Source organism: Phaeobacter sp. B1627, from assembly GCF_006265095.1.
Lineage (GTDB): Bacteria > Pseudomonadota > Alphaproteobacteria > Rhodobacterales > Rhodobacteraceae > Epibacterium.
The window spans coordinates 76,140-96,820 of record NZ_VCNK01000001.1 but is presented as its reverse complement, the minus strand read 5'-3'; the positions used below and the strand labels follow the sequence as shown (position 1 = coordinate 96,820).

The following is a 20,681-nucleotide window of genomic DNA, read 5'->3' as shown; positions in this document are numbered from 1 at the left end:
ATCGGCCAAAAAGTCATTTTTGAATACCGAAACCGCATGATAATGGTGGGCTGAAGAGGGAGGACTTTCATGCGCACACAGGTGGTGATTGTTGGCGGCGGGCCGTCGGGGATGCTGTTGGGGCAGCTGTTGCACCGAAAGGGGATCGACACCGTCGTGCTGGAACGGCGCACCAGAGAGCATGTGCTCAGCCGCATCCGTGCAGGCATTCTGGAACAGGGTCTGGTGGCGCTGATGGGGGAGGCCGGCGTCGGGGACCGGCTGAAGGCCGAAAGCTATCTCCATGAGGGCACGCTGATCGCGCATAACGATCAGATGTTTGGTATCAACTTTCAGAACCTGATCGGACAATCCGTCGTCCTCTACGGGCAGACCGAGGTGACGCGGGATCTCTATGACGCGCGCGAAAAAGCCGGGGCCGAGATCGTTTTCGAAGCCGAGGATGTCAGCCTTCATGACGCCGACAGTGACGCCCCGTTTGTCACCTACCGAAAGGACGGCGAGGCACGGCGCATCGACTGCGATTTCATTGCCGGTTGCGACGGGTTTCACGGCGTCAGCCGCCGCAGCATTCCGGCCGCTGTCCGGACCGAATACGAAAAGGTCTATCCCTTTGGCTGGCTTGGCATCCTGTCCGAAACGCCTCCGGTCAATGACGAGCTGATCTATGCCAACTCGAAGGACGGCTTTGCGCTGTGCTCCATGCGCAATGCCAGCCTCAGCCGCTATTATGTGCAGTGCTCGCTGGGCGATGACGTCGGCGACTGGAGCGACACGCGGTTCTGGGACACGCTGCGCCACCGGCTGCCTGATGAGGTCGGCGAGGCGCTCGTCACCGGGCCGTCGATCGAGAAATCCATCGCGCCGCTGCGGTCCTTTGTCAGCGAGCCGATGCGCTGGGGACGGCTGTTCCTGTGCGGCGATGCGGCCCATATCGTGCCCCCCACCGGGGCCAAGGGGCTGAATACTGCAGCCTCGGATGTGCATTATCTGTATCAGGGGCTGCTGCAGTTCTATCAGGAGAAGGACAGCGAAGGCCTGGATCGCTACTCTGAGAAAGCTCTGGCGCGGGTCTGGAAAGCCGAGCGTTTCAGCTGGTGGATGACCTCCATCCTGCACCGTTTCCCGGATCAGAGCCCGTTTGATCTGCGGATGCAGGCGGCGGAGCTGGCCTTTTTGCGCGACAGCGAGGACGCCCAGCGCGTGATGGCCGCGAATTATGTCGGGCTCCCCTATTGATGCGCGTGGCACGTACCCGCGGCGCGGCGCTGCATTGGCGTCAGGATGGCGATCCCTCCGGGCCTGCGGTGGTCTTTGCCAACTCGCTGGGGACCGACCTGCGGCTCTGGGATGGCGTGGTGGAGCTGCTGCCGTCGCATCTGCGGCTGATCAGGTACGACAAGCGCGGTCATGGCTTGTCCTCCTGCCCGCCCGGTCCCTGTACCATCGACGATCTGGCGCAGGACACGCTGGACCTGCTGGATCATGCGCAGGTCGACAGCTGCGTCTTTGTCGGCTTGTCCATTGGCGGCATGATTGCGCAATCGCTTGCAGCCCGCGTGCCGGAGCGGATCAGCGGCCTCGTGCTGTCGAATACGGCGGCAAAAATGGGCGAGGCCGAGATGTGGCAGCAGCGGATCGAGGCAATCGCAAGCCAGGGGATCGAGGCGCTGTCCGGGCCGATCCTGGAACGCTGGTTCGCCCCCGCCTTCCTGCGCGATGATGCGCATCTGCCCTGGCGGCATATGCTGGAGCGCACCCCAAAGGCGGGCTATATCGCCTGTTGTCAGGCCATCGCAGGCAGCGATCTGAGCGCGACCACACTGGGGCTGACCCAGCCCACGCTCGGCATTGCGGGGCGTCTTGACGGCGCCAGCCCGCCTGCTCTGGTCGAGGCCACCCTCGATCTGATCGCGGATGCGCGGTTTTGCGTGCTCGAGAACAGCGGCCACCTGCCCTGTGTCGAGGCGCCCGAGGCCTATGCGGGCCTGTTGCTGAATTTTCTGAAGGAGCTTGGTCATGTCGACTGATACTGCCAATGAACGGTTCAACGCGGGCATGACCGTGCGCCGCAAGGTTCTGGGCGATGCCCATGTCGACCGGGCGGAGGCGAAGAAAACCGCCTTTGACGCGCCGTTTCAGACCTTGATCACCGAGGGCGCCTGGGGCACCGTCTGGGCCAGCGACGGGATCAGCGACAGGGAGAGGTCGATGCTGACGCTCGCGCTGCTGGCCGCCTTGGGGAATTTTGACGAGATCGCGATGCATATCCGGGCCACGGCCCGCACCGGCGCCAGCAAGACGGATGTTCTGGAGGCGTTTCAGCATGTGGCGATCTATGCAGGCGTCCCGCGCGCCAACCATGCGCTGAAGCTCGCCAAGGAGACCTATGCCGAGATGGAACGGGAGGAGAAAACCCTATGACCAACGGGTATGTGAACCGGGACCGGCGCTGGCACCCCGCCGCGCTGACCCCCGACTACAAGACCTCGGTGGCGCGGGGGCCCCGGCAGGCGCCGCTGTCTTTTCCCACCACCCTTGTGGAAGAGACAGGCCCGGTGTTCGGCCATGAGATGCTTGGCCGCCACGACAATGATCTGATTGTGAACTTTGCCACCGGCGACGGCATGGCGATCGGCCCGCGCATCATCGTGCATGGCCAGCTGCGGGACGAATTCGGCCGTGGGGTGCCGAACACGCTGATCGAGGTCTGGCAGGCCAACGCGGGCGGCCGCTATCGTCACAAGAAAGAGAGCTACCTTGCGCCGCTTGATCCGAACTTTGGCGGCTGCGGGCGCTGCATGACCGATGCGCAGGGGTTCTATGAATTCCGCACCATCATGCCCGGCCCCTACCCCTGGCCCAATACCATGAATGACTGGCGCCCGGCGCATATCCACTTTTCGATCTTCGGGCAGGCCTTTGCCCAGCGCCTGATCACCCAGATGTATTTCGAAGGCGACCCGTTGATCTGGCGCTGCCCCATCGTCGATACCATCCCCACCCGCGAGGGCATCGAGAGCCTGGTGGCGCCGCTGGACATGGCGCGGACCGTGCCGATGGATGCCCGGGCGTACAAGTTCGACATCACCCTGCGCGGCCGCCGCCAGACCCTGTTTGAAAACCGCATGGAGGGGCTTTAATCATGGTGCAACCTCTGGATCACCTGAAGGAATCCCCATCGCAGACCGCCGGTCCCTATGTCCATATCGGCTGCACCCCGAATTTTTCCGGCATCACGGGTGTCTACCCGCAGGATCTCGGCCATGAGATGATCACCGGAGAGGTCAGCGGCACCCCGATCCGCATCACCGGCCGTGTTCTCGACGGCACCGGCACGCCACTGCGCGATGCGATGATCGAGATCTGGCAGCCCGATGCCGCGGGCCTGTTCAACAGCCCGGCAGAGACCCGTGGCAGGGCGGATCCGAATTTCACCAGCTGGGGGCGCGCGGCCTCTGATATGGTGACGGGCGAATTTGCCTTTGACACCGTCAAACCCGGCGCGGTGCCCTATGTGGATGGACGGCTGCAGGCGCCGCATGTGACTTTGTGGATCGTGGCGCGGGGGATCAACCTCGGCCTGCACACCCGGATGTATTTTCCCGACGAAGACGCGGCCAATGCCGCCGACCCGATCCTGACCCGGATCGAGCATCAAAACCGGGTCCGGACGTTGATTGCCGAAACCCCGGGGAAAGGTCACTATCACTTTGACATTCACCTGCAGGGGCCAACCGAAACCGTCTTTTTCGACATCTGAGGCAGACCATGACCAACCCATGTATTCTATGCGTGGCGATCACCGGATCGCTTCCGACCAAGGCCAACAACCCGGCGGTGCCGATCACCGTCACCGAGCAGATCGAAAGCACCCAGGAGGCCTTTGAGGCCGGGGCCTCGATCTGTCATGCGCATGTGAGAAACGACGACCAGACGCCCTCCTCCGATCCGGAAAAATTTGCGCGCCTGAAGGAAGGGTTGGAAAAGCACTGCCCCGGCATGATCATCCAGTTCTCCACCGGCGGGCGTTCCGGCGCGGGCAAGACGCGGGGCGGCATGCTGCCGCTGGCACCCGACATGGCGTCGCTCTCGGTGGGGTCCAACAATTTCCCCACCCGCGTCTACGAGAACCCGCCGGATCTGGTGGATTGGCTGGCGGGCGAAATGCGCCAATACAAGGTGACGCCCGAGGTCGAAGCCTTTGATCTCAGCCATATCCTGCAGGCGATCCGCCTGCATCAGGACGGCCAGCTCTATGGCAGGCTCTATGTGCAGTTCGTGATGGGCGTGAAGAACGCGATGCCCGCCGACAAGGAAGTATTCGATCTCTATGTGGATCTGGTCAAACGCCGCGCGCCCGAGGCAAATTGGTGCGCCGCCGGGATCGGGGCAAATCAACTGCTGGTCAACGAGTGGGCGATTGCGGCGGGCGGACATACGCGCGCGGGGCTCGAAGACAACGTGCGCCTCGATCGCGACCACCTGGCGCCCTCGAATGCCGCCCTGATCCGCCGCGCGGCGGAGTTGTGTGACAAATACCAGCGCCCCGTCGCCACATGGCAGCAGGCCCGCGCCATTCTTGACGTGCCCCTGCGCAGCTGATCTGCCGCCCGGAAAATCGAGACCGACCGTGAAACCGACCCGAGGATATGCGCCACCGTGAACCCGCTGACCGCAACCAACCCGTTCTTTGCAGGCCTGTTTGCCGATGATGACATTGCGGCCCTGTTTTCGGGCACCGCGACGGCCCGCGCCTTTCTCGCCTATGAGATCGCCCTGACACAGGCCGCGTCCCAGGTCGGGCTGATTGACCGGGAGCTGGGGCAAAGAACCGTCGCGGCGATGGCAGACTTCAAACCGGAGATGGAGGGGCTGCGGAGCAATCTGCCGACCGATGGGCTGGCCGTTCCGGGCTATGTGCGGCAGCTCAAGGCCCATGTGGGTCATATGGGCGCGGATCTGGCCGGGGCCGTCCATCCCGGTGCCACCAGTCAGGATCTGATCGATACCAGCATGTCGCTGGCGATCCGGGCCGCGAATGACATCTACCAGACGCGGCTCACCACGCTGATCACCGCGCTTGAGGCGCTGGCCGAGGCACAGGCGGATCACCGGATGATGGCGCGCACCCGCATGCAGGCCGCGTTGCCGATTGACGCCTGCCATCGTATCGCCACCTGGGTCGCGCCCTGTCGGCGTCAGCTTGACCGGCTTCGCAGGCTTCGGCCGGAGGTGGAACTGCTGCAATTCGGCGGCCCGGTGGGCGACCGCCAGCGCAGCCAGCCGCAGGGCGACGCGCTTGCAGCCGCGCTGGCGCAGCAGCTCGGCCTGCAGAACCCAGCCCAGAGCTGGCATACGGAACGCGACGGGCCTGCGCTTTATGCCGGGTGGTTGTCTGCGGTGACCGGCACATTGGGCAAGATCGGCCAGGACATCTGTCTGATGGTGCAGCAGGGCATCGATGCGCTGGAGCAGACAGGAGGCGGCGGCAGCTCTGCCATGGCGCATAAGCAAAACCCCGTCACCGCAGAGCTGCTGGTCACGCTCGCCCGCTACAACGCGGGTCAGCTGCCCCTGATGCATCAGGCGCTGGTCCACGAGCAGGAACGGTCAGGCGCGATGTGGACGCTGGAATGGATGGTGCTGCCCGCCATGATGACCTGCACCGGCGCCGCCTTGGCGCTGGCCACCACCCAGATCGAGGCCATCACCCGGATCGGCAGCCCAGGTGACGCGGCCTGAGCGAGCGCCCGGGCCCGCGCTAGGGAATACGTCGCAGATCGCAGGCCGGATCAAACGCACCAAAGGCGCCCCGAAAGGCGCCTCTGGTCCCGCGTATCAGTATACGCAGCTTCTGTGCGCGTCCCTGTCAGACTGCGGCTTTCGGGTCAGGCTGCCGCTTTTATCGGCTTGGCCTGAACGGGCAACGCGTGCCCTTCAACGAGCTGTCTGTGCAGCGCGCTGATGACGGGTTTCAGATCTTCGCGTTCAACGATGAACTGCACATCGACGCTGCGGGGGCCTTGTGACGCGCCGACACTGGCAAGCCCCACATCCGCAATCGCCTGCAGCCCACGGGTCAGGACCGAGAGCCCCTTGAGATCCCGCCCGATGGCGGAGGCCATGGACAGCAGCCGGGCCGAGATTTCGGCATTGGGATAGCGCCGCGCCAGATCTTTCTCCACCCGCTTCATCACCGTCAGTGAGGTATCGAGGTAATGCGTGATCGTATTGGCGTTCGACGTCTTCGAGACAATGCGCACATCATGGCGGGTCAGCACCTCGAGGATCGCGGCATCATAGCCTTTGACACCGACCATGTCCTGTTCAAAGACTTCCAGCGCGATGATATCCAGCCCGGTGATCATTTCGACCGCAGGCTGTTCGGCGGGCTTGTCGTCGATCAGCGTGCCGGGGTCCCCCGGTTCAAAGGCATTGGTCACCCGCAGCGGCACATCGGCCTGGCGCAGCGTCTTGGCGGCCTTTGGGTGGATCGCCTCCATCCCCATGTTCGACATCTGATCCGCGACATCATAATTGGTGTGCCCCAGCTTGCGCGCGACGCCCGTACCCACCAGTTTCGGATCGGCGGAGGACAGGTGGAATTCCTTGTGGATGATCGCCTCGCTGGCACCGGTGAGCGCGGCCAGACAGGAAAAGGTCACCTCGGAATAGCCCCGGTCGAATTCGCGCATCAGCCCTTCGGCACATTGCGCATAGCCGGTGACGATGGGCATTTCGATGGCCGGATCGACCCCGCCGAGCGCCTGCGAGATCCGCTGTTCCAGCGTTACGTCGCCCTCGTCCCGCCAACCGGAAAGGTCCACGAAGCGCGCGTTGACACCGGCGCGTTGCAACATCAGCGCGGTGACAAAGGCGGAATGCGCCTCGCCCAGCCCGGACAGCAGCTCGCGGATCTGCAGCATGTGTTCGGCGAGACGAAAATGGCCGTAGCTGCACAGGCGCTGCAGATCGATCAGGCAGTTGCGCGCGCCCTCAATCCGTTCCGCCACAAAGCCATCCGCCTGCGCCACATCGCCTGCATTCTCCAACACCGCCCTGTGGGCCCGCCGCATTTCGTCGCCCACACGGGACAGGGCATCATGCCAGCCATGATCCGTATCCGCATCGGCGAAGCGGGCATAGACCCCCGGCTCTCCGGTTTTCTTGTGTTCCAGCAGGAGGTTGGTAATGCCTGCGAAGGCGGAGACCACAAAGACGCGACCATAGAGTTCCGCCTCGGTGCGCTGGCCCACAAAGAGGGCCTCCACCAGTTCATTCACGCGGGACATCGATGTCCCGCCAATCTTTTCAACGGTATGTGTCATGTCTCACCTGACGCTTATGCCAGCTCCTCGGCCGGAGCATAGGAGCCATCCTCGCGGTGGACTTCGGTGCCGGTCACCGGCGGGTTGAAGCAGCAGGCCATGTGCAGCTCTTCTTCGGCCCGCAGGATGTGCTTGTCATGCAGGTTCAGCGCATACATCACGCCGGGCCGGATCTCATGCGTCTCGCCGCTGGCAATATCGGTGATCGATCCCTTGCCTTTCATGCAGTAGACGCTCTCGAAATGATGCTTGTAGTGGAACTGATGTTCCGACCCCGCCTCAAGCACGGTGATGTGGAAGGAAAATCCCATTCCGTCATCGGCCAGCAGCATCCGGGTGGACGTCCAGCGCGCATCCGCCACAGAGCGGTCCGTGGTTTTCAGTTGGTTGAAATCGCGTATGATCATCTGTCTGTTCTCCGGTCGTGGCTTATTGAGCGGCAATTTTGGTGCGGGCGATCACGTCGCGCGCTGCAACGCTGAGGATGGCGAACCCCTCGCAGAAGGTGGCTTCGGAGGTGGTGACCGGGGCCAGGACCTTCACGACCTCATCGTGGGGGCCTGAGGTCTCGATCACCAATCCCAGCTCGTAGGCCCGGGCGCAGATCTCAGCCGCCAGCTCGCCGCTGCCCACATCGACCCCCTGCATCAGGCCCCGCCCCTTCAGGACAGCCCCCGGAATGTGACCGGCGACCTCCTGCAGGGCGCTGGTGACCAGGTCGGATTTGCGGGCAAGTTCGCTCGCGAATGCATCATCCGCCCAGAATTTCTCGATCGCCACGCGGGCTGTGACAAAGGCGTGGGTATTGCCGCGGAATGTGCCGTTGTGCTCTGCCGGGCCAAAGACGTCATACTCCGGGCGCACCAGAACCAGCGCCATCGGCAAACCGAAGCCGGAGACGGATTTCGCCATGGTCACCAGATCGGGCACCACGCCCATCTCGTCAAAGGAGAAGAAGGTCCCGGTCCGACCGCAGCCTGCCTGGATATCGTCAACAATCAAGAGCGCGCCGTGGTCGCGCGCCACCTGCGCGATCTTGCGGACCCAGTCACCGGAGGCGGCGTTCAGCCCGCCCTCGCCCTGCACGGTTTCCAACAGGATCGCCGCCGGCGCATCAATGCCACCCGACGGGTCAGACAGCATCTTGTCCAGCATCGCGGCACTGTCGAGCCCCTCAACGTAGCCCTCAAACGGCATCCGGGTCACGCCGGACTTGTCCATGCCCGCCCCACCGCGATGGTAGCCATTACCGGTTGCCGCCAGGGCGCCCATGGTCACACCGTGAAAACCATTGGTGAAGGAGATGATATTGGTGCGGCCCGTCACCTTGCGGGCAATTTTCATTGCCGCCTCGACGGCATTGGCACCGGTCGGGCCGGTGAACATCACCCGGTGGTCCATATTGCGCGGCGCCAGGATCAGGTCGTTGAAGGCATGCAGGAAGGCTTCTTTGGCTTCGGTATGAAAGTCGAGCCCATGGGTGATGCCATCCTTCAGGATATGCTCCACCAGCGCGTCCTTCATGTCCGGATCATTGTGGCCGTAGTTCAGCGAGGAGCAGCCCGCGAGAAAGTCGATATAGCGGGTGCCGTCCTCGGTAAAAAGCTCTGATCCACGTGCGGTATCGAAGGAGGCCGTGAAGGAACGGCAATAGGAGCGCGCATTGCTTTCGCGGCGCGCGTAAATTGATGTCTCGGATGCGATGTCTTTGGCCATGTCTTTGGGCATGGGGGAATCCTCTTCGGAAAAGTAAAATGTTGATGTGATGGGGGAGAAAGGGTCAGGCCGCCTGCAGCAGGGCCCTGACATCACCATCGAGGGCAATCGTCACCAAATGCTCGGTGTCATGTGCGCCATCGAAATGGGTCTCTTTTTTGAAATGCGGCTCATCGCGCAAATCGCCGCCGATATCGCGGGCGAAGCTGCGAAAGAGACCCCAGGAGGCCGCATTGTCTCTGGTGATGGTTGTTTTGAGGACGGATGCATCACGGATCGTGTCGCGCGCGATCAGCGCCGCCAGCATCCGCTTGCCCAGTCCGGTGCCCCGCGCGGCCTCACCCACCGCGACCTGCCAGACAAAGAACGCGTCCTGGCCGGGAATCATATGGCCGGAAATCCAGCCGACAATATCGCCATCAAGCTCCGCCACCACGCAGGTGTCACGGAAATGATCCGCCTGGATCAGATTGGCATACATGGAGTTGCGATCGAGCGGCGCACAGGCCCTGACCAGCTCCCAGATTGCGGCCCCGTCTGTCGCTTCAGGTTTGCGCAGGCGGGGCTGTCGCGTTCGGGGCTTCGCGGTCTCAGTCTGCAGGATGTCTTTGGGCATCGCTCGCTCTTTCCTAATTTCGTTCGCCTACCTAAATATAGCGGCATATAGAAAAGTTCAAGCTCCTTAGCAATATTACGCCCATAACGCCACATATGCCTTATTTATATGGCTTATTATTACTTCACTTAACAAAGCATAGATGGAAACTTTTACTTCACCCAAAGAATATTCCATGTGAACGGCAGGCATTGAAGGTTTTCTGCAATCATGGCACTTTGGGCCGCCATGGATGACCAACCGCGTGACAGAACGGATGACAGCCTGATTGCGCTCAGACGAATTCTGCGCGCAACCGAACTCTATTCGCGCAACCTCGCGCAGGCCTCGGGGCTGACACCGGCTCAGCTGCGGGTGCTGCAGATCCTTTCGTCTCAGGGCGGCAGCGCGACCCCAAAAGAACTGGCACAACGGATGGGCGTCGCGCAGGCGACAGTGACCTCGCTGGTGGATAAGATCGTCTCGCGCGGGATGGCGACTCGCCTGCGCTCAGAGGCGGACCGGCGCCAGACCAATGTGGTGCTTGAGCCGCGCGGCCAGGAGGCCGTGAAGGCGGCCCCCGATGCGCTGCAGCAGCGCTATGTGCGCGCCTTTGAAAAACTGAAGGACTGGGAGCAGGCACAGCTACTGGCCTCGCTCGAGCGTGTTGCCGCCATGCTGGACGCCGACGATATTGACGCAGCCCCCGTGCTGACAACAGGTGAAATCAAACCCGGCGATCGCCTCCCCTGACCGCCCGATCCCGTGGCGGCGCCCTGTAGTGGGCCATCAAAATGGGGCGATATAACGGGGCGCTCCCTGCTGTGCCTGTGGCGGCCCGGCAGGCGCTTGGACATCGGTGACGCGGATGGGGGTGACGCAGACGGGGGTGACGCCGAAACCCAAAGCCCCTGCAGACAGAGCCCCCAACAAAGCCGCTAAATACAAAACGCCTGCTAAACACAAAAAGAGCACCCCGAAGGGTGCTCTCAGATCTCTCAGCGTAAACCGGTTAGGGCTTATGCGAGTGCGAGGTTGCTCGCGGATTCACGTCCATCACGGCCGCTTTCGATGTCGAAAGTTACGGCCTGACCGTCGTCGAGATGCTGGATGCCAGCGCGCTCAAGCGCGGAGATGTGCACAAAAACGTCGCGGGAGCCTTGCTCGGGAGCAATAAAACCAAAACCTTTTTGAGCGTTGAACCATTTCACGGTGCCATTAGCCATCGTGTCGTCTCCTGTTATAATGCTACCCACACAACGCGATAGCCCGGCCTAGTGTCATCATAGGAACAACTGGGCCGTGAGGAAACAGAAGGTCGTAAGAAGAAGCTTTGCCTGCCCTAGATGAGCCGTACGGTGGAAAAATACAACCCCCAATCCGGGTGGTTCAATAATTTCCCCGCGAATTCTCGCCTCAAGGCAGCGTTTTCAGGGGCCTGAGAAGCCGTCGAACATCGCTCCCAACCGCAAAGAGGGCCTAGGCGCGCGCCCCTGCCCCCTACCCGAAAGAGCCGAGTCTTCGGCAAGGTCGGCCTTGCTGCGTTCAACTTTCTGCGGGCAAGGCTGGGGCTGAGCAAGCTATATTGCCCGCACCTGAGGCGCAAACCCGACACCCGGCAGAGGATGACCGAATTGTTCCATACCAAATTCGCAGGTGGCGGATTTTTGCCACCCTTCAACCTCCGGGCTTGGCAGACACAACCATTTGAAACAAAGTTACAGCGCATCACGAATTGAAAAGACGCTGGGGCTCGCTTTGCATCACTCGACACCTCGCCTGCGCAGGACGCCATTGCTTGGCGGGCTTCTGCTTCTTGTGACTCTTGCCCTGTCCGCCTGTGGCGAGATGCCGGGCAGCACCAGTCAGATCGACCCTCATCGGCGGGCCTTTGCGGTGAGCGAAGCGCAAAGCCTGCAGGCACGGGGCGCGCGGGTTTGGTGCGTGCCCTTTGCCCGGAACCTGTCCGGCGTCCAGATCCGCGGCAATGCAAAAACCTGGTGGCAGAAGGCGCAGGGTGATTTCGACGTCAGCAAGACGCCGACAATCGGTGCCGTTATGGCTTTTCGCGCGACATCCTCGATGCCGCTCGGCCATGTCGCCGTTGTCTCCGAGCTGATAGATGACCGGATGCTGCGCGTCGATCATGCCAACTGGCACCGCAACAAGATCTCCCTCGGGATGACAGTCATTGATGTCTCGGAACAGAATGACTGGAGCCAAGTGCGGCTTGAAAGCAACCCCGGCGCCTTTGGCCGCGTCTATCCGATAACCGGATTTATCCGCCCCGGGGCGAGTTCCAGAAGCTGATCCCGCCGCCACCGCGCCGGACACCGCATGCCGCATGCCGCATGAACACGCACGAACACTACGGGCGCGCGCGATATCGCCGCCCTGTCCCTGAGGGCGCATCCACATCAAAGGCGGAACAAAATCCGATCTCCCTGCGTTGATCCACGAATGCAGAACGGAGAAGATAAAATGGAATATGGTATTTTTGGCCTATTGGTCCTGATTGCGGACATCTATGCGATTTTGAAGACTTGGAGCAGCGGCGCCAGCACCGGCGCAAAGATCATCTGGACCCTGCTGATCCTTGTGTTGCCAGTACTTGGCTTCATCATCTGGTTCTTTGCAGGCCCCAAAGGTCAGACTGCATAACGACGGCGCTGCCGCGCCTCTCGCAACGGAGCGCCGGAGCACCAGCGGGCGCTCCGAACGGGGCGCAGGGCAGAGGATGCAATACAAGATACACCGGCCCCATTCCGAACACTTCGGAGTGGGGCTTCTTCTTTCCGGAGCCTCGTCACCCTATCAGCGCCGCTCCTGCCTGAGTGAGAGGCATGCCGCGATCTGCGAATTGGCCTCGTGGCGCGGGGGGGACGTCCGTTGGGAACGCCGGTTCAGTTGGCCTCCGTGGCGGCATGATCCTCGGATGCCGAGGGAGTGTCGGACGGCATCCCACCCCCGCCCCGGCTTGCACTCAGGAAGTTGCCGACAACGGCCAGCGCCGGAATATGATCGCACATCGACTTGAGGCAGACCAAAAGCGGAACCGCCATCAAGGCCCCGGCGATGCCCCACATCCAGGCCCAGAGCACGACGGCCGAGAACACCGCAACCGCATTGAGGTTGAGCCGCCGTCCCAGAAACACCGGCGTGACGCATTGCCCTTCGATCGCCGTTGCAAGCATATAGGCCAGCGGTGCCAGCATCGCATAGGTCAGTGAGGGGAAGGTCACCAGCGACACTGCGCCACATAACGCAATGCCGGTCATCGCCCCGATAAAAGGCAGGAAGTTGAACAAAAACGCGATTGCCCCCCACAGTGCAGGCTGAGGCATGCCGATCACCCACATGCTCGCGGCGACGACGAGGCCCACGCCTGCGTTGATCAGGGTGATGGACAGCAGATAGCGGGAAATGCGCCGTTCAATACTATACATGATCCGCAGGGCCCGGGTCTTTTCGGAGAGATTGGCAAAGCTCTCGACGATCTTGACATAGAAGATGTCGTTGGATGCCAACAGGAACAGCGCCAGAACGAGCGCAACCAGCGAGGTCGTCGCCAGCGACACCATGTCGAGCGCCGTGGAGGTCACGATCCCCGGCTGGTCAATGGCCACCTTGATCACATCCGTATCTTCGGTGCTCGCGGCGATATCCTCCACCTGCTCCGAGGCCTGGCGCACCGTTTCCAGCGAGGCCGTGATGTCGCGCAGGCGATGCTCCAGCTCCAGCCGCATACGGGGCGCCTGATCGATCCACTCCGATACCGGCCCGCTGAGCAGATAGATCCCCCCGGCGAGCGTCACCGCCACAGCGAGGATCAACAGGACCGCCGAGACGATGGGCGGCACCCCGTAGCGTTCGACGCCGCGGGTCAAAGGCCGCAGAGTCAGCGCAATCAGGATGCCCAGCACGAATGGCAGCACAACGTCCTTGGCAAAGAACAAAACGACGGCGGCGCAGATCACCACAATAAAGGCCAGAAAGTTGCGGATCAAAACGAGGTTCTGCCGCAGGGACAGCCGCCCCGGATGCGCATGGGGGGCAGCCGACAGCTCGGCCAGCGCGTCGTCGCGCCACTCATCTTCCGGATGATTGCCAGTTATGTCCTTCGACACCGCCACGTTACTGCTGTCACTCATTGCCTCTGCCCTTTTCTGACATGCGGCTCACGCATGCGCGGGATCGTCATGCTCCCAGTTCTGCTTCTCTACTCTAGCGCCGGAGCCCGCAAGCACCACCCCCGCCCGTGGCCCGCGACCGCGCCGGAAAAATTCAGAGGCGTTGGGGACGCGCCACCCCGGGGCGCATTTCCCTTGCCTGTATGATGATCTCGTCCGCATTGCGGCACAGGCCGCGCCGCCGTGCTTTGAAAATTCAGAAATCGTCAAAAAAATGCGGAACCTTTCTGCCGCATCCCCGTTGTCTGGATGAGTGTGGCCACCAACGAAGAGTGTAACTCAATGAGGAGAGTAACAATGAAAAATCTGTTGATTTCTACCGCTTTGCTGACCGCAACGTCCACCGTGGCGTTTGCCGACACCGCTATGTTCCGGGCCGAGGCGGATCCGACCTCCATCCACGCCTCCGAGTTCATCGGCCAGCGGATCTACCGCAGCGAAACCAACGTTGACTCCGATGCGTTTGCCGGTGTTCAGGGCGATTGGGAAGACATCGGCGAAGTGAACGACATCCTGCTGAGCCGCGACGGCGACATCCAGTCGGTTCTGGTCGATATCGGCGGTTTCCTTGGCATTGGCGAACGTCAGATCGCCGTCGAGATGGACGCCCTGAAGCTGGTGTCCGACAGCGAGACCGAGGATGACACCTCTGACTACTTCCTCGTGATGCAGGCAAACACGGCGGACTTCGAGAATGCCCCCGCCTATGAAACCAATGCAGGCCACAACCTTGGCGCGAGCATCGAGCAAGCCGCGAGTGACACTGCGACAGCGGTTGAGAACACGGCCAAGACCCTGCACAGCAGCGCCGAAACCGCGGCATCCGAGGTGGGAACCGCGATCAACAATACCGCCGCTGGCGCTGAAAAGCTGATCGCCGGCGACACCGCCCGCACCCATGATCCGATGATGCGTGACGGCTATGATCTGGTCGGCCACACAGACCTGACGGCGGAAATGCTGACCGGTGCGCGGGCCTATGATGTCAAGGACGAGTGGATGGGCGAAGTGTCCGATCTGATCCTCAACGACAAGGGCCAGATCACCCATGCGATCATCGATGTGGGTGGCTTCCTGGGGCTGGGCGAAAAGCCGGTGAAACTTGATCTCAATGAGATCGACATCCTGCACGAAAAAGACGGTGACGACGTGCGCGTCTATGTGCCGATGGCCGAAGACAAGCTGGACGCAATGCCCGCGTATGAAGGCTGATACGACTGTTTAATGAGTGCCGGGGGCTGTTCAGGCACCCAGTTACCGAGCTGCGGCCCGCCTGTTTGATCAGGCGGGCCGTTTTTTTGCCGTCATGCGTTTTGCCGTCATGCGTTGTGCAGTCATGGCACCCATCCTGTGCTCAGCCATCTGCGAACAGATCGGACAATCCCTTTTGCACATGTTCAAAGGTGTAGGGCTTGCGCAGTACAACCGTTTGCGGGTAGTCGGACACCGCGTCGCCGCCCCCACCATAGCCCGTCGCGAGAAGGGCCGGGATATTCAGCGCGGCACAGGTTTCCGCCACTTTGAGAGAGACCTCCGACCCGAGGTTCACATCCAGCAACGCAAAGCTGATCTGCCGGGTTTCCAGCAGCCTGAGCGCGGCAGCGACATCGCCTGCGGTGTGGACCTGCTCTGCGCCAAGTTCAGCCAGCATGTCGGCGGCATCCATCGCGATGATCATATTGTCCTCCACCACCAGCGCTTCGCCGCTGAGGGTGATATTCGACATCTCCTCCCGCGCGGCCTCGGCCACATCCGCAGCCTGCTGCGCGGCGCGGGCAATGGCGCGGGTCATTTTGCGGACATGCTGCACCGGCAACACAAAATCCGCCTCGATCCCGCTGGGGCGGAACCGCAATGACGCACTGCCCTTCAGTTCAAACGGAACCGAGCGTTCGATGATCGTGGTGCCGAAGCCCTTGCGGGTGGGGGGCCGCACCACCGGCCCGCCCTGCTCTTGCCAGTGGAGGGAGGCCGTCCCGTCGGCATTCAGCGTCACATCAAGCGTGACCCGCCCGCTATTGTCGCTGAGGGCGCCGTATTTCACGGAGTTGGTGACCAGCTCGTGCATGACCAGCGCCATGGAGGTGAAGGCCGCCGGAGACAATGCAATGTCATCCCCGGTTATGGCCACCCGTTCGCGGTCATCCGAGAGAAAGGCATCCACTTCGGTGCCGATCAGCGCCCGCAGCGAAATCCATCCCCAGTTCTCCTCGGTGAGCTGATCATGGGCGCGGGCAAGCGAATGGATCCGCTTGTCGAGCACATCGCTATATTCATCAATGCTGACCGCATCGCCGCGGCCCTGTGAAATCAACCCCCGGATCAGGTTGAGGATATTGCGCACCCTGTGGTTCAGCTCGGCAATCAACAGCTCCTGCTGCTCTTCTGCGCGCTTGCGCGAGGCGTTGGCCTCATCCGCCAGTTTCAGCACCACCTCAAGCAGGGTGATGCGCAGCGCCTCAGCCGCGCGTCGTTCACCGGGTCTCCAGGGCGCCGACTGACCATGCACCACATCCTGCCATGCCTCAAAACTCTTGCGCGGCGTCAGGCGCGGGCCATTGGGGCCACTGATCACCGGTTTGGCCGGATCACCCGCCCATCTGACGGAATGAACGAGCTCCCGGCGAAACAGCACCAGATAATCCCGAGGATTGCGTGAAATCGGCAGGGCAAGCACCCCCGCGGCCCGATCCGCGAACTGACCGGCCCGGTCATAGCGCAACCCGATCTGGTTCGACGCGTAGATTTCGGAGGTCCGGGTGGTATTGAGAAAGCGCGCAAGGCCGAGAAATTCATCCTCTGTCGGCGTGGCGCCGATTGACCTGAAAACCCCGTCGACATACACCACCAACCCGTGATGCGGGATGACGGCGGCGATCTCATTGGCGAGGGATTGAAACACATCCATCAGGGTGTCACGGCCTGAAACCTGCGTCATCAGCGTGTCATGCAGCTCTCTCGCCCGGTCAAGGTCTTCGAGCTCGCGCGCGGTTTCCAGATGTGCCAGTTCGTAGTTGAACATCTGCACGAACAATTCGATTGCGCTGCGCCGTTCATAGTCCACGTGAAAGGCGCTGCTGTGATGACAGGCGAACAGCCCCCACAGCTCGCCACGCCGCAGGATCGACACCGACATCGAGGCCCCGACGCCCATGTTTCGCAGATATTCCAGATGGATCGGCGACACCGCCCGGGTGACGGCCAGTGACAGATCCAGGGGCTGCCCGGTCGGGCTCTGTGCCGGGAGGATCGGGTGGGTTGGCGCGTTCACATCGGAAATAATCCGCAGCAGGCTGCGTTTGTAGAGTTCGCGCGCCTGTTTCGGAATGTCGCTGGCCGGATATCGCAGGCCGAGGTAGCTCTCGCCCTCTCCGCGCAGGGATTCGGCGATGACCGTACCGGTATCGTCCTCTTCAAATCGATAGACCATCACACGATCCATCCCCAGCAGCACCTGCAACCCGCGCGCAGCTTCCTGGCTCGCCTGCTCCAGATCGTTGTGTCGCTGCACCCGCGCGATCAGCGCCTGAACCAGGGCGATGTCGTCCCGGCTGGGCGCGGAGGTTTCGCGGGGTTCGAACTCGCAAACGAATATCCGGCCCATGCGATGGACGGAGATGTCAAAGAGACGGCCGTCTCCGAAGACATCGATCCGGAACATGCGCGCCGCGCCTTTCAGATTTGCAAGGGACTGCACTTGCGTGCGCAGAAAATGGACGAAATCATCACTGAAATATTCGAGAAAGGGCTGCCCGATCAGCGTATCCGGGGCCAGCCCCAAAAGGTCCAGACAATTGGCCGAAGCATGGGCGATCAGCCAGTCCGAAGAGACCGCAAGAAGACAGCCAAAGGACTGCGTATGCCCCAGAATATGGATCGGCTCGCGGTCGCAGTTGCTCAGGTCAACGGCCGGGGTATCGTCCTGTGTAGTGGGGTCAGACATATTCCTGCCTCTCTTCAAAGCTGCGATCGGCCGCTGTTTCGAACAGAGCGAAAAGGTCGGATGCATCACCGCAGATCCGCCGGGCCAGCGGTGTCCCCCCCGATATGTCGGCAGCGCTGGCGCAGAAGTCTCGCCAGATGTCGATGTATCGCGGCGCGGACATATACTGTCCGCCAACCCCGAGTTCCGCAGCCCGACCCGAGGCCCAGCGCCGCTGCAGGACCTCCGCGCCGAGACGGGAGCCGCCGATGACATAATCGACCGCCAGCGGGTGAAGCCGCGACAAATCGGGTGATTCAATCTGCAGACAGGACACGCCGCGCTGCTGCAGATCAGCCCGGGCGCGCTCTGTCAGATCGGCGATGGCTGCAGCTGTCGGGCCGCTGGCTTGTGACATGGGAAGTCGGGCGAGAGCCGCCTCCTGTACGCGCAAAAACGCTATCATGCCGTCGATCTCGGTCAGATCAAATCGCGACACTGATGCATCCAATGCATCATGCGCCGTCCGAAGACCATGCCGCAGCATCAGTCTTAGGTTTTCGTGTGTGTTCAAGCGAGTTTAACCTTCGCATTCAATGGACTTTGGTGATTGGCGACCCTGCCCCACAATCATCCCTTTTGCGATAAGATCACAAGGATGTCATCCGCGCAAACCTTTCTCACCGGTGAGGACCCTCCGTCATAAACGCCGCTGCTGTTCATGATCCGTCCGCCCCGGTGGAGTTAGTCCGCCCGCCGCGTCGGAGGAATAGCAGACGTTGCGTCAGCCCCATGGCGCCCGACGGATTCACCGCCAGCGGCCCGCGCATTTCACGCCCGCCGCCCTTGGTCCGGGCAGTATCTGGCTGACATCCCGCGATCTGAGCCGGAGGGCAAAACCCGTCCCTTCCCGCGCCGCATTCCGGGGGGGCAGGCAGCCCGGGTCAATCCATCCCATTGTTTTTCGCCCAGGCAATGGGCACGCTGGATGGAGCGCCCACCTTTCACATCCCGCGGAGGCATCATGGAGATCGAAGCCGGAACCAACATTGCAATCAAAGTCCCTGAATACAAATGGGCAGAGACGGTCGCCTTCTACAGGGACCGCGTGGGCCTTCAGGTCCGCAAGGAATATGACCACAGCACATCATTTGCCTTTGGCAACATGACGCTATGGATCGACTGCGTCCCCGCACAGAGCCAGGTCGATATCTGGCTGGAGCTGATAACCGATGACCCGGATCGTGCCCTCGACCAGCTCCGCAGCCCGGAGCGGGACGCTCTGGAACCCCTCGGCACGGTCAACGGCCACTGGACGTCAGACCCCGCTGGCGTTGTCCTCCTGGTGAGAGCGCAATAGCGCACAGACCAAACCCGGTGGTCCGAAGCTCTGCGTCCGGGGCTCAGGGACCGGAGCTCGGGGGCAGGAGACTGGAGTCTGGCGACAGGAGGCTGGCGACAGGGGTTCACCCTTGCGACCCGGCTGACCCAGTCTCCTTCACCGTCTTGTCCACTGTCTTGTTCACTGCCCGCACCAACGCATCCAGGGCGAATTCCAGCTCCGCTTCGCTGGCGATAAACGGCGGCGCCAGCAGCACATGATCCCCATGCCTGCCATCTCGTGTGCCGGGCATCGGGTAGCAGATCAGCCCCTCCGACACGGCGGCAGATTTGAGCCGGGCCGCGATCCGGGCGGAGGGGTCAAAGGGCATTTTGGTCTCCCGGTCGGCAACAAATTCGACGCCCCAGAACAGACCACGCCCCCGAATGTCCCCAACGTTGGGGCTCTGTTCAAATCGCTGTCGCAGCTGGTGTTCGAAAAAGGCGCCGCGCTGGCGGACCTGAGACACCAGATCGCGATCCAGGAGTTCGCGCACCACCGCAAGTCCCGCAGCCGCAGCCACGGGATGGCCGAGATAGGTATGGCCATGTTGAAAAAAGCCGCTTCCCTCCGCGATGGCCTGATAGATCCGGCGGCTGCACATCATTGCTCCGATTGGCTGATACCCCGCCCCCAGCCCCTTTGCGATGCAGAGGATATCGGGGGCCACAGCCTCGGCCTCGCAGGCGAACAAGTGACCGGTGCGGCCCATGCCACACATGACTTCGTCGAGGATCAGCAAGACGCCATAGGCATCGCAGATTTCGCGGATGCGGGCGAAATAGCCGTCAACCGCCGGCACCGCGCCGAGAGTTGCACCGACAACCGGCTCGGCAATGAAGGCCATGACGCTGTCCGGGCCAAGCCGCAGGATTTCATCCTCCAGCTCCTGCGCGACCCGCTGCCCATATGCGTGCAGGGTCTCGTTTGCTCCACGTTCCGCATAGTCATAGCAGGGCGCAATGTGGCTGACATCGGTCAGAAGCGGCGCGAACTGGTGCCGCCGCCACGCATTGCCGCCAGCCGCGAGCGCACCCAGCGTGTTGCCGTGATAGCTCTGGCGGCGGGCAATCAGATGGCGTCGCTGCGGTTCGCCCCGCTCAAGATGGTACTGCCGTGCGAGCTTGATCGCGCTTTCCACCGCCTCGGAGCCGCCGGAGACGAAATAGACCCGGTCCAGATCGCCGGGCACATGGGTGACAAGAAGATCCGCCAGCGCCTCGGCCGGCTCCGATGTGAAAAACCCCGTATGGGCAAAGGCGAGCCTGTCGACCTGATCCTTGATCGCTTGCGTCACACGCCTGTTGGAATGGCCCAGACAGGACACCGCAGCCCCGCCTGAGCCGTCGAAATACCGCTTGCCGTCGGCATCGATCAGAAAGCAGCCGTCTCCGGTCGCGGCCATGGGCAGCGAACTATGGCAGTGGCGGGGGAATACATGGCTCATGGCGAAGTCCTTTCAATCTGGTCAATCTGGCAGATTTCGGCGATCGGGGCGCGGGCCGATGCGGCTGTGTCAGAGTCAGTGTGCCTCACTGCGTCGGCC

21 protein-coding genes are annotated in these 20,681 nt (G+C 62.0%); 12 read left to right on the top strand and 9 right to left on the bottom strand.

The annotated features are described in order from the left end of the window. The first annotated feature begins 69 nt into the window (after positions 1 to 69). From pobA to FGE21_RS00355, 7 genes are read left to right on the top strand one after another with little or no spacing between them, the layout of a single operon-like run. A complete protein-coding gene (gene pobA / locus FGE21_RS00385; RefSeq protein ID WP_139660703.1) occupies positions 70 to 1,239 on the top strand; it encodes a 4-hydroxybenzoate 3-monooxygenase in 1,170 nt (389 codons plus the stop codon). Then, entirely contained in the window at positions 1,239 to 2,030 is a 792-nt protein-coding gene (gene pcaD, locus FGE21_RS00380; RefSeq protein ID WP_139660701.1) for a 3-oxoadipate enol-lactonase, read from the top strand. The genes pobA and pcaD overlap by 1 nt, the downstream gene beginning before the upstream one ends. Next, entirely contained in the window at positions 2,020 to 2,424 is a 405-nt protein-coding gene (pcaC, locus tag FGE21_RS00375) for a 4-carboxymuconolactone decarboxylase (protein ID WP_139660700.1), read from the top strand. Before pcaD ends, pcaC begins: the two co-directional genes overlap by 11 nt. Beyond that, on the top strand, positions 2,421 to 3,143 hold the full coding sequence (gene pcaH, locus FGE21_RS00370; RefSeq protein ID WP_139660698.1) for a protocatechuate 3,4-dioxygenase subunit beta: 723 nt from the start codon (positions 2,421 to 2,423) through the stop codon (positions 3,141 to 3,143). The genes pcaC and pcaH overlap by 4 nt, the downstream gene beginning before the upstream one ends. A gap of 2 nt (positions 3,144 to 3,145) precedes the next feature. Next, positions 3,146 to 3,763 carry a protocatechuate 3,4-dioxygenase subunit alpha gene (gene pcaG / locus FGE21_RS00365; RefSeq protein WP_139660696.1) on the top strand — a complete coding sequence of 206 codons (618 nt, stop codon included), beginning with the start codon at positions 3,146 to 3,148 and terminating at the stop codon, positions 3,761 to 3,763. An 8-nt stretch (positions 3,764 to 3,771) separates the two neighbouring features. Then, a complete protein-coding gene (locus FGE21_RS00360; RefSeq protein WP_139660695.1) occupies positions 3,772 to 4,605 on the top strand; it encodes a 3-keto-5-aminohexanoate cleavage protein in 834 nt (277 codons plus the stop codon). A 57-nt stretch (positions 4,606 to 4,662) separates the two neighbouring features. Next, on the top strand, positions 4,663 to 5,745 hold the full coding sequence (locus FGE21_RS00355; RefSeq protein WP_139660693.1) for a 3-carboxy-cis,cis-muconate cycloisomerase: 1,083 nt from the start codon (positions 4,663 to 4,665) through the stop codon (positions 5,743 to 5,745). Between the two features lie 146 nt (positions 5,746 to 5,891). Here FGE21_RS00355 and FGE21_RS00350 read toward each other — a convergent pair whose 3' ends face one another. The 4 genes from FGE21_RS00350 to ectA all read right to left on the bottom strand — a co-directional run bounded on the left by FGE21_RS00350 (position 5,892) and on the right by ectA (position 9,663). Beyond that, positions 5,892 to 7,331 carry an aspartate kinase gene (locus FGE21_RS00350; protein ID WP_139660691.1) on the bottom strand — a complete coding sequence of 480 codons (1,440 nt, stop codon included), beginning with the start codon at positions 7,329 to 7,331 and terminating at the stop codon, positions 5,892 to 5,894. 14 nt (positions 7,332 to 7,345) lie between these two features. Then, the gene (locus FGE21_RS00345) at positions 7,346 to 7,738 is read right to left on the bottom strand and encodes an ectoine synthase (protein WP_139660690.1); all 393 of its coding nucleotides are present in this window, start codon (positions 7,736 to 7,738) and stop codon (positions 7,346 to 7,348) included. A 22-nt stretch (positions 7,739 to 7,760) separates the two neighbouring features. Further along, positions 7,761 to 9,047, bottom strand: coding sequence for a diaminobutyrate--2-oxoglutarate transaminase (gene ectB / locus FGE21_RS00340; protein ID WP_139661035.1), 1,287 nt, complete (start codon positions 9,045 to 9,047; stop codon positions 7,761 to 7,763). A 64-nt stretch (positions 9,048 to 9,111) separates the two neighbouring features. Next, complete coding sequence (gene ectA, locus FGE21_RS00335) at positions 9,112 to 9,663, bottom strand: diaminobutyrate acetyltransferase (RefSeq protein WP_139660688.1); 552 nt, start codon at positions 9,661 to 9,663, stop codon at positions 9,112 to 9,114. A gap of 228 nt (positions 9,664 to 9,891) precedes the next feature. Here ectA and FGE21_RS00330 point away from each other — a divergent pair, with 228 nt between their 5' ends. Continuing rightward, the gene (locus tag FGE21_RS00330) at positions 9,892 to 10,395 is read left to right on the top strand and encodes a MarR family winged helix-turn-helix transcriptional regulator (protein ID WP_139661034.1); all 504 of its coding nucleotides are present in this window, start codon (positions 9,892 to 9,894) and stop codon (positions 10,393 to 10,395) included. A 266-nt stretch (positions 10,396 to 10,661) separates the two neighbouring features. Here the strand turns inward: FGE21_RS00330 and FGE21_RS00325 are convergent, their stop codons facing one another. After that, on the bottom strand, positions 10,662 to 10,868 hold the full coding sequence (locus FGE21_RS00325; RefSeq protein ID WP_139660686.1) for a cold-shock protein: 207 nt from the start codon (positions 10,866 to 10,868) through the stop codon (positions 10,662 to 10,664). A 622-nt stretch (positions 10,869 to 11,490) separates the two neighbouring features. Here FGE21_RS00325 and FGE21_RS00320 point away from each other — a divergent pair. Together FGE21_RS00320 and FGE21_RS00315 are read left to right on the top strand one after the other, a co-directional pair. Further along, positions 11,491 to 11,952: a CHAP domain-containing protein gene (locus FGE21_RS00320; protein WP_139661032.1), complete on the top strand. Its 462-nt coding sequence runs from the start codon at positions 11,491 to 11,493 to the stop codon at positions 11,950 to 11,952. Positions 11,953 to 12,123: 171 nt separating this feature from the next. Next, on the top strand, positions 12,124 to 12,303 hold the full coding sequence (locus FGE21_RS00315) for a PLDc N-terminal domain-containing protein (protein ID WP_139660683.1): 180 nt from the start codon (positions 12,124 to 12,126) through the stop codon (positions 12,301 to 12,303). 242 nt (positions 12,304 to 12,545) lie between these two features. Here the strand turns inward: FGE21_RS00315 and FGE21_RS00310 are convergent, their stop codons facing one another. Further along, entirely contained in the window at positions 12,546 to 13,793 is a 1,248-nt protein-coding gene (locus FGE21_RS00310) for an AI-2E family transporter (protein WP_139660682.1), read from the bottom strand. A 336-nt stretch (positions 13,794 to 14,129) separates the two neighbouring features. Between FGE21_RS00310 and FGE21_RS00305 the strand changes: the two genes are divergently transcribed. Then, on the top strand, positions 14,130 to 15,044 hold the full coding sequence (locus FGE21_RS00305) for a PRC-barrel domain-containing protein (RefSeq protein WP_139660680.1): 915 nt from the start codon (positions 14,130 to 14,132) through the stop codon (positions 15,042 to 15,044). A gap of 142 nt (positions 15,045 to 15,186) precedes the next feature. Here the strand turns inward: FGE21_RS00305 and FGE21_RS00300 are convergent, their stop codons facing one another. Both FGE21_RS00300 and FGE21_RS00295 read right to left on the bottom strand, forming a co-directional pair. Then, on the bottom strand, positions 15,187 to 17,775 hold the full coding sequence (locus FGE21_RS00300) for an HWE histidine kinase domain-containing protein (protein ID WP_139660679.1): 2,589 nt from the start codon (positions 17,773 to 17,775) through the stop codon (positions 15,187 to 15,189). Continuing rightward, the gene (locus FGE21_RS00295; protein WP_139660677.1) at positions 17,768 to 18,328 is read right to left on the bottom strand and encodes a biliverdin-producing heme oxygenase; all 561 of its coding nucleotides are present in this window, start codon (positions 18,326 to 18,328) and stop codon (positions 17,768 to 17,770) included. The genes FGE21_RS00300 and FGE21_RS00295 overlap by 8 nt, the downstream gene beginning before the upstream one ends. A gap of 450 nt (positions 18,329 to 18,778) precedes the next feature. On the opposite strand from FGE21_RS00295, the gene FGE21_RS00290 reads away from it, so the two are divergent. Next, positions 18,779 to 19,114: a hypothetical protein gene (locus tag FGE21_RS00290; protein WP_139660676.1), complete on the top strand. Its 336-nt coding sequence runs from the start codon at positions 18,779 to 18,781 to the stop codon at positions 19,112 to 19,114. Between the two features lie 106 nt (positions 19,115 to 19,220). Here FGE21_RS00290 and FGE21_RS00285 read toward each other — a convergent pair whose 3' ends face one another. Then, on the bottom strand, positions 19,221 to 20,582 hold the full coding sequence (locus FGE21_RS00285) for an aspartate aminotransferase family protein (protein ID WP_139660674.1): 1,362 nt from the start codon (positions 20,580 to 20,582) through the stop codon (positions 19,221 to 19,223). Between the last annotated feature and the right edge of the window lie 99 nt (positions 20,583 to 20,681).